The sequence below is a fragment of the Phyllobacterium sp. genome (assembly GCF_037994405.1).
In the GTDB taxonomy this organism is placed as follows: Bacteria; Pseudomonadota; Alphaproteobacteria; order Rhizobiales; family Rhizobiaceae; genus Phyllobacterium.
Genome location: NZ_JBBNAN010000173.1, coordinates 14381 through 29548 on the forward strand (window position 1 = coordinate 14381; position 15168 = coordinate 29548).

Genomic DNA, 15168 nt, shown 5'->3' on the forward strand with positions numbered 1-15168 from the left:
GCAGGAGAAATTATCAGGCTCCCGAATTACTCTGGCAGCCCCGCCAGTCGCAGCCCCTCGACGTACTTGGCCAACAGAGCCTTGTCACGATACGGAGCCCTGGAACTGTATCGCTCAATTGAAAATTCCGGGTAGATTTTCAGGAGTTCACTCGCCGCGCGATGTGCGTCTTCCAGGCGTCCAAGTTTACCATATGTTGCTGCCAGCAAGCGGTAGGCAGGTCCAAGCTCAATCATTTTTTCCAGAAGAGACAATGCATCCGAATAGTTTCCGGAAAGATATTTGCTGGCCGCAATGTTCCAAAGATACCAGTCGGGTCGACTTGGGTTGAGCCGTACAGCCAGCTCACCGACCCTGATGGCGTCTTCCAAGCGTCCAAGATAACCCAGCGCGTCGCAATATTCAGCGAGGAGATCACAGTTGTTGGGTGCCAATTCGCGACCCCGTTCATAACAACCTATAGCCCGTTCTGCCTCCCCCCTCCAAAGGTGGATGACGCCGAGTGCCCAATGAGCATCGGCCTCAAAGGGATTGAGGTCCAGGGCTTTGCTTGCTGAAGCAAATGCACTGGCCAGTGTTGCTTGAAGGTCGACGCTCTCATTCCATTTCAGCTTCCGTATATCGAGCCAGGCGAGGCCCAAATATCCGCGCGGGTAGCTTGGATCATCCTTGATCGCGGCGATAAACATTTCCCTCGCAAGTCGCACCTCATCCGGATTCAAGCTCTGTTCCAGATGCCGGCCCCGCAGATAAAAATCATATGCCCTTAGGGCTGTAAGCGGTTTACCGAGAACGCGCTGACGTTCAGCTTCCTCAATCTTGATGTTCAGCGCAGCAGGGATGGATTGGGACAGCTCGTCCTGGATGTAGAACACGTCAACAAGGTCGAAGTCGTATTTTTCCGCCCAGATCTGTTCGCGAAGAACATTGGTCAGATTGGCATTAACCCTGACACGATCGCCTAGCCGCCTCACACTGCCCTCAAGGGTGTAATAAGTAGTCGGGCCATCACGTCGCGGTTCTGAACGAGGCGCCTGAACGATCACGTTCAATCGCGAGAACCGGGATAATGCGGCGGCAATGTCTTCCGATATGCCGGCCGCAAAATATTCTTGATCTGGATCCCCGCTCAGATTTAAAAACCTGGAAACATAAAGAAGCGTTCTGTTGGACTTGAAGACCGGATTGCCTCGAATGTTGGGCGACGGCACGGCGATTGGAGAAGTTGACCCACGCTTGGAAGCCCCAACTTCCGGATCATCGATGATGATGTTGAAAATGCGAAGCGGCCGCTCGATGTTTTTCAATGCCTGCTCGCCTGCGTCCTCGAAGCCGATGCTAAGGCGGTTGCCCAGCGTATCGCGTACCGATGAGGACACTGCGATGCCGCCTGGCTCGGCGATGTTCTCGATGCGCGCCGCCACGTTCACGCCATCGCCGTAAACGTCGTCGTCCTCAAAAATTATGTCACCGATATTGATCCCGATCCTAAATTCTATTCGCCGATCCTCCGGAACATCGGCATTTCGCTGTCGCATTTCGCGCTGAATATCAATTGAACACAGGACCGCGTCCTCTGCGGTCCGAAATTCAACCAGCATCCCGTCGCCAATGAGTTTGATGGTCCGGCCTTGATGTTCGGCAATTCTAACATCCAGGAGTTCGCGCCGGTGGCTCTTGAGAGCCGACAAGGTGCCTTTCTCGTCGATGCCCATCAATCGGCTGTAGCCGACTACATCGCAAGCCATGATGACGGACAGCTTTTGTTCCATCGGCACACCAAACCCGTTCGTTTGATCTTCGTCTGCATAGCACATCTACACCGCCGAAGCATCGTGCCTGTAGTCGTCGCGATTTAATGGTGGCTTATTCCTGCTCAAAAACGCCTGCCCGACCTTCAGGAATCATTATGCTGTCCCAGTGATGGCGGCTTTCTTGCGCGTGGGGAGTGTCATCGCCGCGACGCCGGCAATAACGCAGATGAGGCCGATCCATGCGGTCGAGGTCAGGCTTTCGCCGAGAAAGAGCACGCCGATCCCAACGCCGATCGGCACGCGCAGGTAAGCCTGCGATGTCGTGCTGACCGAACCCAGCGTATGGATCAACCGGAAATAGATGACGAAGGCGAGGGCAGTCGAAAAGACCGACAGGCCAAGCAGCGCGAGGAGCGAGTGCGCTGAAGGGGTGATTGTCCAAGGATGGTCGACGACCAGGCTCACGGGGATGAGCAACACCGCGCCGCAGATCAGGGAGCCCGCCGCCGGCATCATCGGATCGAGGCCCTTGAACCCGCGTCCGAAAATCGCCGCGCAGGCATAGGAGATTGTTGCGACAACAATCGCGAGTTGTGACACCAGTCCCTTGCCGAGGCCGTTGAAGGCTTCAAGTCCGATGATCAGGCTGATCCCGACGACCCCTGCGACAACACCGAACAGTTTGCGTGCGGTTACCGCCTCATGACGGGTGATCAGCACCGTCATGAGGAAGGTGAAGATCGGTGTCGTCGAGTTGAGGATCGTCGCGAGCCCGGCATTCACCGTCATCTCGGCCCAGGCGATCAGCGTGAACGGGATGACACTGTTGATGCAGGCCTGGATCAGGAACCGTTTCCAGATAGCCGGGTCTCTCGGCAGGGCGAGACCGCGCATCCTGATGATGATCAGAAGCAGCCCGCCGGCGATCAGCGTCCGCGCCGCGATGAAGGTAACGGGAGGGATGGTTTCGACACCGATCTTGATGAAGGTATAGGACGCGCCCCATAGCGTTGCCAGAACGGCGAGGAGGGCGATCTCTTTTGCGAGCGCCGGTGTGTGTGCTGCGGAAGCGGACATGAGTTACTTTCCATCGAGTGGTGATCAATGCGACTATAGTAGCGGCGCGAGTGCCGCCAATGCTTCGATCAGGACCGAACTATAATTTCCGAACAAGCCGTCGGCCAACTCACCGAGAAATTGCGCAAAATTCTGCAATCCCTGCACGGGAAGCATCGATTCTCACACAAGAATGCTCGAAATTGGCATAAGAAAATCAATCTTGGGGTGCAATTTGATTGCGGGCGATTGAAATCGCTATTCAGCGGGCCATGCGACCGCACGGATTTTCTTGTTCTCGAATTTCAGACAGAGCTCACCATTGATGAGCTGTAGCGCCTTCTCGCCGAAGACTTCACGCCGCCAGCCCTGCAGTGCCGGGATGTCTTCCGCATCGCCCTCCGCCGCGATCCTGTCGATCTCGTCGGAGGTCGCGACGACCTTGGCGGCGACGCCATGCTCCTCGGTGACAAGCCGCAACAGCACCTTCAAAAGCTCTGCGGCAGCACCTGCGCCTTCGGGCGACTGTACCGATTTCGGCAGGCGCGGCATGTCCTCCTTGGGCAGGTCAAGCGCCAGATTGACCGCATTAAGCAGGCCGGTCGCCATGCTCGAGCGTTCCCAACCCTTTGGAATCGTTCGTAAACGTGACATTGCCTCCGCATCGCGCGGCTGCTGCTGGGCGACCTCGTAGATCGCATCGTCCTTGATCACACGGCCGCGCGGCACGTTGCGTTCGCGCGCTTCCCGTTCGCGCCAGGCAGCAACGCTGCGCAGCACCGCAAGTTCCACCGGCTTGCGCAGACGCATCTTCAACCGCTTCCACGCATCATCCGGATGCATGTCATAAGTCTCACGCGCGGTAAGAATTTTCATCTCGTCGAGAACCCAGTCCGTGCGGCCTTCTTCTTCGAGGCTCTTCTTCAGGTGCAGATAGATGTCGCGCAAATGGGTCACATCCGCCAGCGCGTAATCCAGCTGTTTCTCGGAGAGGGGGCGGCGGCGCCAGTCGGTGAAACGGGAGGATTTGTCGATCTGCGCACCAACCACCCGCTGCACGAGCTGGTCGTAAGCGATTGCATCACCAAAACCGCAAACCATCGCCGCAACCTGCGTATCGAACACCGGATGCGGGATGAGATTTCCGAGATGGAAGATGATTTCGATGTCCTGCCGCGCGGCGTGGAACACCTTGACGATTTTCTCATTGGCCATCAGCTTGAAAAACGCAGCAAGATCAAGGCCCGGCGCCAGCGCATCGACGATCGCCGTATGATCGGGCGACGCGAGCTGGATGACGCAAAGCTCCGGCCAGAACGTGGTCTCCCGGATGAATTCCGTATCGACGGTCACGAAATCGGATTGCGAAAGGGCGGCAACAGCCTGTTCAAGCTGATCGGTGGTTGTAATCATGGTCATGAAATTTCTATAGCGAACCGATTGACGTTTGTCTCGCTCTCGAAATCCTGATCTTGACAAATCAGCCTCAAAATGCGCTTGTCCGCGCAAATTCTCGGGCTTTGCCGGGGCTTGTCCCACGCTTTCCGGCAACCAGCATACATATCAGAGGCACATATCATGCACCGTTACCGCAGCCATACCTGCGCCGCCTTGCGTAAATCGGACGTTGGTTCGACAGTTCGTCTTTCCGGCTGGGTTCACCGCGTCCGCGACCATGGCGGCATTCTCTTCATTGACATCCGCGATCATTACGGCCTGACGCAGATCGTTGCCAGCCCGGATTCACCGGCATTCAAACTGGCGGAAACCGTGCGCGGTGAATGGGTTATCCGTGTTGACGGTGAGGTGAAGGCTCGCACCGACGATACGGTCAACCCCAACATGCCAACCGGCGAGATCGAGGTTTTTGCCCGCGAGATCGAGGTATTGTCCGCCGCCAAGGAGCTGCCTTTGCCGGTGTTCGGTGAGCTCGATTATCCGGAAGACATCCGTCTGAAGTACCGCTTCCTCGACTTGCGCCGCGAGACATTGCACAAGAACATCATGTCGCGCACGAAGATCATCGCTGCCATGCGCCGCCGTATGACCGAGATCGGTTTCACCGAGTTTTCCACGCCAATCCTGACAGCGTCCTCGCCCGAAGGTGCGCGCGACTTTCTCGTGCCAAGCCGTATTCATCCGGGCAAGTTCTACGCTCTGCCGCAGGCGCCGCAGCAGTACAAGCAACTGATCATGATGTCCGGTTTCGACCGCTACTTCCAGATCGCGCCATGCTTCCGCGATGAAGACCCGCGCGCCGACCGTCTGCCGGGCGAGTTCTACCAGCTCGATATCGAAATGAGCTTCGTCGAGCAAGATGACGTCCTGTCGACCATGGAGCCGGTCCTGCGTGGTGTTTTCGAGGAATTCGCCGCTGGCAAGCCGGTTACGCAGGAATTCCCGCGTATCGCCTATGACGATGCCATGCGCAAATATGGCACGGACAAGCCGGATTTGCGCAACCCGATCGAGATGCAGGCCGTAACCGAGCATTTCGCCGGCTCCGGCTTCAAGGTTTTTGCCAACATGATCGCAAATGATCCGAAGGTGGAAGTGTGGGCGGTTCCGGCAAAGACCGGCGGTTCGCGCGCTTTCTGCGACCGGATGAATTCCTGGGCGCAGGGCGAAGGCCAGCCGGGTCTTGGCTATATCTTCTGGCGCAAGGAAGGTGAAAATCTCGAAGGGGCAGGACCTCTTGCCAAGAATATCGGCCCGGAACGCACCGAAGCACTGCGCATTCAGCTCGGCCTGGATGACGGCGATGCTGCGTTCTTCGTTGCTGGCGATCCGAAGAAGTTCGTGTCATTCGCGGGTGCGGCCCGCACGCGCGCCGGCGAAGAACTGAACCTTGTCGACCGTGATCAGTTCAAGCTGTGCTGGATCGTCGATTTCCCGTTCTTCGAATGGCTCGAAGACGAGAAGAAGATCGATTTCGCGCACAACCCATTCTCCATGCCGCAGGGTGGCATGGATGCACTGGAGAACCAGGATCCGCTGACGATCAGGGCTTTCCAGTACGATATGGTTTGCAACGGTTTCGAGATCGCCTCGGGCGGTATCCGCAACCATCTGCCGGAAACCATGGTCAAGGCGTTCGAGGCTGTCGGCCATTCGCGGGAAACTGTGGAAGAGGACTTCGGTGCCCTCTACCGGGCATTCCAGTATGGCGCGCCGCCGCATGGCGGCATGGCGGCTGGTATCGACCGTATCGTGATGCTGCTGGTCGGCGCCAAGAACCTGCGCGAGATCACCATGTTCCCGATGAACCAGCAGGCCTATGACCTCCTGATGAATGCCCCATCGGAAGTATCGCCAGCTCAGCTGCGCGATCTGCATATACGGCTCAATCCGGTGAAGAAAGAGGTTTAAAGACCTCTCCTAACTGAGACCAAAGAAACAAAAAGCCCGGCATTGCGCGGGCTTTTGGCTGCTATTGCGATTACTGGCTGGCGGTAACGGTTACACCAAGCGTCTTGATCAGCGATTTCGGGTCGGCCATGCCCCCAGCCGCGATAATGGCGAAGGGAACCGGCTTGGCCGGCGCGGCCTTGATCTGGATCGTTTTCGGGTTGTCGAGATAGGTGCTAACCGCGACACCGAGCGACTGCGCAAATTCGGCATTGCCGAGCTGCGCCGCCGCCATGGGGACAATGGCTTTGGCCTGGTTGATCAGATCGCCACGTTTGGCGCCCTGCTGCTTGGCGACATAGTCCAGCGCCTTGTAGGTCACCGAGGCATCGTCGAAGCGGATGGATGCTCCGGTGAAGCTCAGTTGCTGCATAAGGCCGAGCATTGCCATGCTCTGCGCATCGTTGGGCTTACCTTTCATGTCTTTGGTGGCTTCCTGCATGCCCTTGATGAAATCGAGCGTATAGCCCGAAATATCGAACTTCAGTCCCAGTGTGCCGGCATTGTCGACAAGGTAGTCGAACTTGTCGAAAACGAGACGCCCATCCGATACATTCCAGCTGCCTTCAGCCTGGAATTTCCCGGTAAGTGTCTCGTACCCAAGTGCCTTTAAGGCATCCTTGGTCTTGGGGTCTTCAACTCCAGACAGATCGGCTTTGAACTTTGCCAAGTCGAGCACAAAGGTGACCGGCGCGGTTTCGGAGAGGGGGGACATTGTTCCGGTCAGGTCGTCGGCCGAGAAAACATCCTTGTCTTTCACGCTGACACCAACGTGCTTTACTTCAGCTTTTTCATACTGAAGCATCTTCGCGAGCGGCGTGGTCGCACCTTCCGGGGGTAATGTTATGCCTTCGAATTTGATGCCTTGGACGACGATCTTGCTGCCGGGCTCTTCCTTGGAATCGACGTTCACATCAGGAATCGACAGGGAACCGATTTTGAAGCCGCCATCGGAAGTATCGCTGACGTCGTCCAATGTAATATCACCAACGGCGAAGCTTTCCTTGGCGCTTGGCGTGGAGAACTTTGTATCCTTGAGGACAACAGTCGACCCGCTGGTTTCGACGTTGCCGTATTCAATAGTGCCGCTCTGTTCGGCGTAGACCGCCTTCAATCGTGCGGCCACTACATTGCCATCAACCGCGTAGGCTGAACCGGCAAACACGACAACGAGGGCTGACGTTGCAGCGAGCATGCGCAAGCCGGACTTCAGGGGGTGGATTGGAGGCATGATTTTATCCCTATTGCTTTGATTTTCGAACCTATTGCATCGGGCGCGGCAAAACTATGACAGGCGCCGGGAACGGGCAATAATTGCAACTAGGGCGCTAGAAAGTCAGATTTGAGGTCCGAACGCAAGGTTCCAGCATTTCAGTGTGCCAAATGCCGGTAACTGCCTGTGATCTTGGCGAATCATTGCTTGCCCGGGATTCCTCGAATTGATAGTTCATTGACATGGGAAAAAGCCTGATTCCGCCAGACAATGGCGACGATGATAATGTAGAACCGGTTGATCTGAAGGCAGCGCTGGAAGAGCGCTATCTTGCCTATGCGCTTTCAACGATCATGCACCGCGCCTTGCCCGACGTGCGTGACGGTCTGAAGCCGGTCCACCGGCGCATCATGCATGCCATGCGCCTCCTGCGTCTGTCGCCGGATCAAGCCTATGCGAAATGCGCGCGTATTGTCGGCGAGGTGATGGGTAAGTTCCATCCCCATGGCGACCAATCGATCTATGACGCGCTGGTGCGTCTGTCGCAGGATTTCGCTGTTCGTTATCCTGTCGTCGACGGACAGGGCAATTTCGGCAATATCGATGGCGATAACCCGGCGGCAATGCGCTACACCGAAGCGCGGATGACCGATGTCGCCATGCTGCTTCTTGAAGGCATCACCGAGGATGCCGTCGACTTCCGTCCGACCTATAACGAGGAAGACGAAGAACCGATCGTCCTGCCGGGCGCATTTCCGAACCTCCTTGCCAACGGCTCGTCGGGCATTGCCGTCGGCATGGCAACATCGATCCCGCCGCACAATGTTTCCGAGCTTTGCGCCGCGGCGCTGCATCTGATCAAGCATCCTGACGCCGCGGTCGAAGAACTGATGTCGCAGGCAGACGACGAAGATCCGCTGAAGACCAAGGTTCGCGGACCGGATTTCCCGACCGGCGGCATCCTTGTCGAAAGCGCCGACGCCATTCTCGACGCCTACAAGACTGGCCGCGGTGGCTTTCGCCTGCGCGCCCGCTGGCAGGTTGAGGACCAGGGCCGTGGTACCTGGATCATCGTCATCACCGAAATCCCCTATCAGGTGCAGAAATCCCGGCTCATCGAAAAGATTGCCGAGCTGTTGATCGCCAAGAAACTGCCCCTGCTTGACGATGTGCGCGACGAATCCACCGAAGATGTCCGTTTGGTGCTGGAGCCGAAGAGCCGCAGCGTCAATCCTGACATTCTTATGGAATCCCTGTTTAAGCTTACCGAGCTTGAGACACGCTTTCCCTTGAACATGAATGTCCTTTCCAGCGGCAAGGTACCGAACGTTCTTTCTTTGCGGGACGTGCTGAAACAATGGCTGGAGCACCGCAAGGATGTACTCATCCGCCGCTCGCGTCATCGCCTAGGCGAGATCGAGCGCCGCCTCGAAATTCTCGGCGGTATGCTGATCGCCTATCTGAACATCGATGAGGTCATCCGCATCATCCGCGAGGAAGATGAGCCGAAGCAGGAGATGATCCGCCGCTTCGAACTTACCGACAATCAGGCCGAAGCCATCCTCAACATGCGCCTGCGCTCGCTGCGCAAGCTCGAGGAATTTGAGATCCGCAAGGAATTCGACGGCCTTACCGTGGAAAAGCACAAGATCGAGCAGCTTCTCGGATCTGAGCCCAAGCAATGGCAGACGATCGCCTGGCAGATTTCGGAAATGCAGAAGAAATATGCGCCGGACACGCTGCTCGGCAAACGCCGTACGACATTCGCGGAAGCGCCGCAGCATGACCTGACTGACATCCATCATGCCATGATCGAGAAAGAACCGGTCACGGTCGTCGTGTCCGAAAAGGGCTGGTTGCGCGCCATGAAGGGGCATCTGGCGGACTTCTCGGCCCTGACGTTCAAGGAGGGCGACAAGCTCAAGCTTGCCTTCCATGCCGAGACGACGGATCGCATCCTCGTCCTGACGACGGGCGGCAAGTTCTATACGATTGGCGCCAACAGCCTGCCTGGCGGGCGTGGTCATGGCGAGCCGATCCGTATCATTGTCGATATGGAGAATGACCAGGATATCGTCACGGCCTTCGTGCACAATCCCGAGCGCAAGCTGCTTCTATCATCGCATGTTGGCAACGGCTTCATCGTGCCCGAGGCGGACGTCATCGCCAACACCCGCAAAGGCAAGCAGGTGATGAACGTCAAGGCGCCCGACGAGGCACGCCACTGCATTCCCGTTACCGGTGACTCGGTGGCCATCATCGGCGAAAACCGCAAGATGCTGGTGTTCCCGCTCACGGAAGTCCCGGAGCTTGGTCGCGGCAAGGGCGTGCGGCTGCAGCGCTACAAGGATGGCGGCGTCTCCGATATTCGCGTCTTTACCCTGGAGCAGGGGCTGACATGGCAGGACGCATCGGGCCGCAGCTTCACCCGTGGCAAACTGGAATTGCTCGAATGGACCGGTCCAAGAGCAACAGCAGGCCGCATGGTGCCCAAGGGCTTCCCGCGTTCCGGCAAGTTTTCCTGATTGCTCGGTATCGATAGCTCACTTTTAAAACGAGAATGATCACTCGCGTTCTTGACGGTGTTGTACCTTTGCTGTAAATGAGAGAGAACGTTCTCTCTTTTTTAGGTACACTATGGTTGATCAGATCCTGCCGAGACAGGCAGCGAGCATTGCCGAAGATTATTCGGATGATGCGTCGCAGTGTTTCGTTGCAAAACTGTTTGGGAAACGCGCACGCAATCGCGAGGCGCAGGAAGAACGCATCCTCAATGCGGCGATGACCTGCTTCATCCGCTCTGGTTTTCGTGGCGCCTCCATGAACGACATATGCTCCGAGGCAGGCATGAGCCCTGGTGCGCTTTACCGCTATTTTCCTTCGAAAGAGGCGATCATCGAGAAGATATCCGCCGCGCACCGTCAGCAAAGTGCTGAAATCCTCGATCGTATGTTGACCTCCAGCAACATCATCGATGCCGTTACTCAGGTCGGTATCGACCATGTGCGGAAAATGTCGCTGAACACGAGCGGACCTGGCCCGCGCGACTCCAGCGCGCGCCTTTTCGTTGAGGTCCGTGCAGAAGCCATGCGCAATGAGGGGGTCGCGGCTATATGTGAGCTCCATGAAGGCCTGATGCGCGAGAAGCTTCTCGCTGCATTTACGGCTGCCAAGGAGCGCGGCGAGATCGATCCCGTGACGGATATGGAACTCCTCGTTGCAACGCTTGCCGCGATGGGCGAGGGGATCATCATGCGTAATTTCCCGTCGCAAGGTGTGCCGGTCGAAGCGCTGGAACCGGTGTTCCGGGCGCTCGCCGAGGCCATGCTTCGTCCGACAAAAGCCAACAATTGACTATTGCTCTCACCCCGGATTTTGCAATGAGCCACCACAGCACAAAAGTTCTGATTTCCCTGGCTCTCGCCTTGAGCCTGTCATCGTCCATAAGCTCTAGCGGGTTTGCCGAAGAGAAAGCGGTGGCGGCAGTCCAGGAAGCCAAGGCGCCTGTGATCAACGTCATGCCTGCGAGCAAGACTGAAATGGTCGCAACGATCACCGTGACAGGCACGATCGTGCCGCGCCAGGAGGTTGCCGTCGGCACCGACGTTGCAGGCCTGCTCGTTCTCGAGCTCAATGCGGATCAGGGTGACGTAGTCAAGGAAGGCGATATTCTTGCCCGGCTCGACAAGTCGTCGCTGGAAATTCAGCTTGCCCAGATCGACGCGCAGCGCGCGCAGGCCGATGCCTCCATCGCCCAGTCCGAGGCGCAGATCGTTGATGCCGAGATTGCCGTCCGCCAGGCGCTGGAAGCACTCGAGCGCGCTCGTGCCCTCTCAGCGAAGGGCATCAACTCAAAAATGGAGCTGGACAACGCTACCAATGCGCATGACAGCGCCAATGCCCGCCTCAACACGGCCCGCCAGGCGCTGGCAGCAACCAAGTCGCAATTGCAGCTCGTTGCCGCGCAGAAGCGCGACGTCCAGCTCCGGCTTGAGAAGGCCGATGTCAGGGCACCCGCAAGTGGTGTTGTATTAAGCCGCAATGCGCTTCTCGGCGGTATCGTCTCGTTCAATGCGGGTCCGCTGTTCCGCATCGCGCGCGACCAGGATTTCGAACTCGCTGCCAACATTCCTGAAGTCGATCTGCCGCGCCTGAAGGAAAACATGCCGGTTGCCGTTCGGGTTTCCGGCATGGACGAGCCTGTAGCCGGCCGCGTCCGGCTCATATCGCCGGAAATCACCGCGAGCTCACGTTTGGGATCGGTAAAGATCGCGCTCGACCGGAATCCGGCAATCCGGCCCGGCAATTTTGCCCGCGCGGTCGTCGAACTGACGCGCCGCAACGGGATCAGCGTACCGCTTTCCGCCGTCGTCTATCACGGTCGGTCGGCACTAGTGCAGGTGGTCAAGGATGGGGTGATCGAGAGCCGCAAGGTTGAGCTCGGCATCCGCAACGACCGGGCCGTCGAGGTGTTGGCGGGACTGGCAGAAGGCGAAGAAGTCGTCGCCCGCGCCGGAACCTTCGTCGCAAATGGTGACCGCGTCACGCCGGTTCGCGTGACCGACGAGGCGACGGGAGCGGTCCAATGAACTGGAACATTTCTGCCTGGTCGATCCGCAACCCGGTTCCATCGATCCTTCTGTTCGTCGTGCTGGTCGTCCTCGGCCTGATGGCCTTTGCCAAGCTGCCGATCACGCGCTTTCCCAACATCGACGTGCCTTTGATCTCTGTGTCCGTCACCGACCCTGGCGTCGCACCGACCGAACTTGAGACGCAGATCGCCAAGCGCGTCGAGGATTCTGTCGCCAACATCACCGGCGTAAAGAACGTCACCAGCAATCTGACCGAGGGCAATTCGACAACGCTGGTTGAATTCCGTCTGGAAGTTGACACCCAAAAGGCGCTCAACGATGTCAAGGACGCGGTCTCTCGCATTCGCGACGATCTCCCGGCCACCATCAAGGAACCGATCATCAACTCGGTTGATGTGGAAGGCTCGGCGATCCTGACCTATGGCGTTTCGGCGCCGACCATGACATCGGAAGAGCTTTCCTGGTTTGTCGATGACAAGATCCTGCGCGATATCCAGGGCCTGAAGGGCGTTGGTCGCGTCGAACGCTATGGCGGCGTCACGCGTGAAATTCGCGTCTCGCTTGATCCCGACCGCTTGACCGCACTCGGTGTAACGGCTGCGGATGTCAACCGTGCGCTGAAATCCATGAATGCCGACCTGACGGGCGGGAGGGGTGACCTTGGGACGACCCAGCAGACGATCCGCACGCTCGGCGCATCGCGCACGCTTGACGATTTGCGGGCGGTTGAAATTCCCCTGGCCGGTGGCCGATCCGTGCGCCTCGATGCGCTGGGAACGATCAGCGATGCCTATCAAGAGCCCAAATCCTTTGCCCGCGTGAACAACCAGACGGTCGTGTCACTCGGCGTGTTTCGTGCAAAGGGCGCCAGCGATGCGGATGTCTATGCGCTGGTGCAGGCGCGCATGGACCAGCTGCAGCAGAAATATCCCGACGCGAAGTTCCACATCATCGACAATTCTGTGAACTACACCTACGGCAACTACGAATCTGCCATGAGTTCGCTGGTCGAGGGTGCGCTGCTTTCGATTATCGTGGTCTTCCTGTTCTTGCGCAATGTTCGCGCTACGCTCATCGCGGCCATTGCCTTACCGCTCTCGGCTATCCCGACCTTCTGGGCGATCGACATGCTCGGGTTCTCGCTCAACCTGATCAGCCTGCTGGGCATCACGCTCGTGACCGGCATCCTGGTGGATGATGCGATCGTCGAGATAGAAAACATCGTCCGGCATATGCGATCTGGCAAATCACCGTACCGGGCCTCTCTGGAAGCCGCCGACGAGATTGGCCTCGCAGTCATCGCTATCTCTGTAACGATCATCGCAGTCTTCGCGCCGGTCAGTTTCATGAGCGGCATTGCCGGGCAGTATTTCAAGCAATTCGGTCTGACTGTAGCGGTGGCGGTATTTTTCTCGCTGCTCGTTGCCCGGCTGATAACGCCGATGATGACAGCCTATCTCCTTCGCGATCGCAAGAACTTGCATCATGGCGAAGAAGAGACAGGCTGGATTCGTACCTACGCCCGTTTCCTCACCGTTACCTTGCGCTATCGTTGGCTGACGCTGATCAGCGGTTTCGCCATATTCGCAATTGCGATCTGGGCGATGGGCTTCCTGCCTTCCGGCTTCGTGCCGCCGCAAGACGAAGCGCGCGTCGCGGTCAGTCTTGAACTGCCGCCCGGCGCACCGATTGACGAGACCCTCCGTGTAACCGATCGGGCTGCATCACTGGTTCGGGAAATCCCGGAAGTCCGGCAAACCTACGTCACCGGCGGCACGTCCCCGACGGGATCGCTTGATACACGGCGCGCAACGATGATTGTCAAGCTCAGCCACAAGAGCGAGCGTGAGCGGACGCAGAAACAGGTTGAGGTCGATATATTCAACAAATTGTCCGAAGTGCCTGATTTACGGGCGAATTTCGTCAATGATCGCGGAGAGCGCGAATTCGCAGTTGGCGTCATTGGCAGCGACGGCGACAAAGTCAGTGAACAGGCCCGCTTGCTCCAGAGCGCCATGACGGCAACGGGCAGTTTCCAGGCGGTATCCTCAACCGCTGCGCTCGATCGGCCAGAGATCATAGTTTCGCCGCGCATGGACAAGCTCGCCGAGCTGGGCATTTCCACGACCGCACTGTCGGATGCATTGCGCGTTGCAACTCTGGGCGATCTTGATCCTAACCTCGCCAAATACACGGTGGGTGATCGCCAAATTCCCATCCGCGTTCAGCTAACGGAAGAGTCCCGCCGGGACCTCTCCATTCTCCGGACGCTGACCGTTACTGCTCCATCAGGAGTGGTGGTGCCGCTGGAATCCATTGCCGACATTGCGTTCGGGCAAGGCCCTTCGTCGATTGAACGCTTCAACCGCGAAAGGCGCGTTGTTGTCGGCGCCAATATGGCAGGCGGCAAGGAGATCGGCGAGGGACTTTCAATCGTCAAGGACCTTCCTGTGGCGAAGTCGATGCCGGAGGGAGTGCGTATTCAGGAGACCGGCGATGCCGAGGTTATGGGTGAAGTCTTCGCCGGGTTCCGTGATGCAATGATCATGGGACTGATGCTGGTCTTCGTCGTCTTGATCCTGCTGTTCGGCAGTATCTTCCATGCGTTCACGATTTTGATGTCGCTTCCGCTGTCGATTGCCGGTGTGGCGGTCGCATTGCTTTTGACGAACAACTCGGTCTCCATGGCGGTCGTCATTGGTATTCTGATGCTGATGGGTATCGTGACCAAGAACGCCATCATGCTCGTCGATTTCGCTGTTGAAGAGGTCAAGCACGGCATCCCTCGCAACGAAGCGATCATCGATGCCGGCCGCAAGCGTATCCGCCCGATCGTCATGACCACGATCGCCATGTCGGCTGGCATGCTGCCTGCAGCCATGGCGTTCGGCGACGGTGGTGAATTCCGCGCGCCGATGGCGATTGCCGTGATAGGTGGCCTACTGGTCTCGACTGTTCTGTCGCTGGTTTTCGTCCCGTCCTTCTATACGATCATGGACGATGTCAGCCACTGGATGGGCAAGGCTTTCCATTGGTCGTTCCGGCCGAACCGGCCGGACGAAGCCGATGTCACGCCGAGGTCTGGAGCTCGCGCGGTGCCTTTACACCCTACGAGTGGCCCTATCGCAGAAGCTGCTGAATAAAA

At 57.8% G+C, this 15168-nt stretch carries 9 protein-coding genes; 5 read left to right on the top strand and 4 right to left on the bottom strand.

The annotated features are described in order from the left end of the window. Window positions 1-26: 26 nt before the first annotated feature. The 3 genes from AAAC48_RS10160 to rnd form a co-directional block, all read right to left on the bottom strand. Complete coding sequence (locus AAAC48_RS10160) at window positions 27-1817, bottom strand: adenylate/guanylate cyclase domain-containing protein (RefSeq protein ID WP_340654066.1); 1791 nt, start codon at window positions 1815-1817, stop codon at window positions 27-29. Window positions 1818-1907: 90 nt separating this feature from the next. Continuing rightward, window positions 1908-2831 (bottom strand): EamA family transporter, encoded by a 924-nt coding sequence (locus AAAC48_RS10165; RefSeq protein WP_340654067.1) that lies wholly within the window; start codon window positions 2829-2831, stop codon window positions 1908-1910. 237 nt (window positions 2832-3068) lie between these two features. After that, a complete protein-coding gene (rnd, locus tag AAAC48_RS10170; protein ID WP_340654068.1) occupies window positions 3069-4229 on the bottom strand; it encodes a ribonuclease D in 1161 nt (386 codons plus the stop codon). A 159-nt stretch (window positions 4230-4388) separates the two neighbouring features. On the opposite strand from rnd, the gene aspS reads away from it, so the two are divergent. Beyond that, a complete protein-coding gene (gene aspS, locus AAAC48_RS10175; protein WP_340654069.1) occupies window positions 4389-6179 on the top strand; it encodes an aspartate--tRNA ligase in 1791 nt (596 codons plus the stop codon). 70 nt (window positions 6180-6249) lie between these two features. Here aspS and AAAC48_RS10180 read toward each other — a convergent pair whose 3' ends face one another. After that, window positions 6250-7449, bottom strand: a complete 1200-nt coding sequence (locus AAAC48_RS10180; protein ID WP_340654070.1) for a hypothetical protein — start codon at window positions 7447-7449, stop codon at window positions 6250-6252. Between the two features lie 224 nt (window positions 7450-7673). Between AAAC48_RS10180 and parC the strand changes: the two genes are divergently transcribed. The 4 genes from parC to AAAC48_RS10200 all read left to right on the top strand — a co-directional run bounded on the left by parC (window position 7674) and on the right by AAAC48_RS10200 (window position 15166). Next, window positions 7674-9956 carry a DNA topoisomerase IV subunit A gene (gene parC / locus AAAC48_RS10185; RefSeq protein ID WP_340654071.1) on the top strand — a complete coding sequence of 761 codons (2283 nt, stop codon included), beginning with the start codon at window positions 7674-7676 and terminating at the stop codon, window positions 9954-9956. A 112-nt stretch (window positions 9957-10068) separates the two neighbouring features. After that, window positions 10069-10785: a TetR/AcrR family transcriptional regulator gene (locus AAAC48_RS10190; protein ID WP_340654072.1), complete on the top strand. Its 717-nt coding sequence runs from the start codon at window positions 10069-10071 to the stop codon at window positions 10783-10785. 26 nt (window positions 10786-10811) lie between these two features. Further along, complete coding sequence (locus AAAC48_RS10195) at window positions 10812-12020, top strand: efflux RND transporter periplasmic adaptor subunit (protein ID WP_340654073.1); 1209 nt, start codon at window positions 10812-10814, stop codon at window positions 12018-12020. Further along, window positions 12017-15166, top strand: a complete 3150-nt coding sequence (locus AAAC48_RS10200) for an efflux RND transporter permease subunit (protein ID WP_340654074.1) — start codon at window positions 12017-12019, stop codon at window positions 15164-15166. The genes AAAC48_RS10195 and AAAC48_RS10200 overlap by 4 nt, the downstream gene beginning before the upstream one ends. Window positions 15167-15168: the final 2 nt, after the last annotated feature.

Excerpts from the sequence above, each read along its gene's own strand:
- AAAC48_RS10160 (WP_340654066.1), bottom strand. The coding sequence starts at position 1,817 with ATGTGCTATGCAGACGAAGATCAAACGAACGGGTTTGGTGTGCCGATG.
- AAAC48_RS10165 (WP_340654067.1), bottom strand. The coding sequence starts at position 2,831 with ATGTCCGCTTCCGCAGCACACACACCGGCGCTCGCAAAAGAGATCGCC.
- rnd (WP_340654068.1), bottom strand. The coding sequence starts at position 4,229 with ATGACCATGATTACAACCACCGATCAGCTTGAACAGGCTGTTGCCGCC.
- aspS (WP_340654069.1), top strand. The coding sequence starts at position 4,389 with ATGCACCGTTACCGCAGCCATACCTGCGCCGCCTTGCGTAAATCGGAC.
- AAAC48_RS10180 (WP_340654070.1), bottom strand. The coding sequence starts at position 7,449 with ATGCCTCCAATCCACCCCCTGAAGTCCGGCTTGCGCATGCTCGCTGCA.
- parC (WP_340654071.1), top strand. The coding sequence starts at position 7,674 with ATGGGAAAAAGCCTGATTCCGCCAGACAATGGCGACGATGATAATGTA.
- AAAC48_RS10190 (WP_340654072.1), top strand. The coding sequence starts at position 10,069 with ATGGTTGATCAGATCCTGCCGAGACAGGCAGCGAGCATTGCCGAAGAT.
- AAAC48_RS10195 (WP_340654073.1), top strand. The coding sequence starts at position 10,812 with ATGAGCCACCACAGCACAAAAGTTCTGATTTCCCTGGCTCTCGCCTTG.
- AAAC48_RS10200 (WP_340654074.1), top strand. The coding sequence starts at position 12,017 with ATGAACTGGAACATTTCTGCCTGGTCGATCCGCAACCCGGTTCCATCG.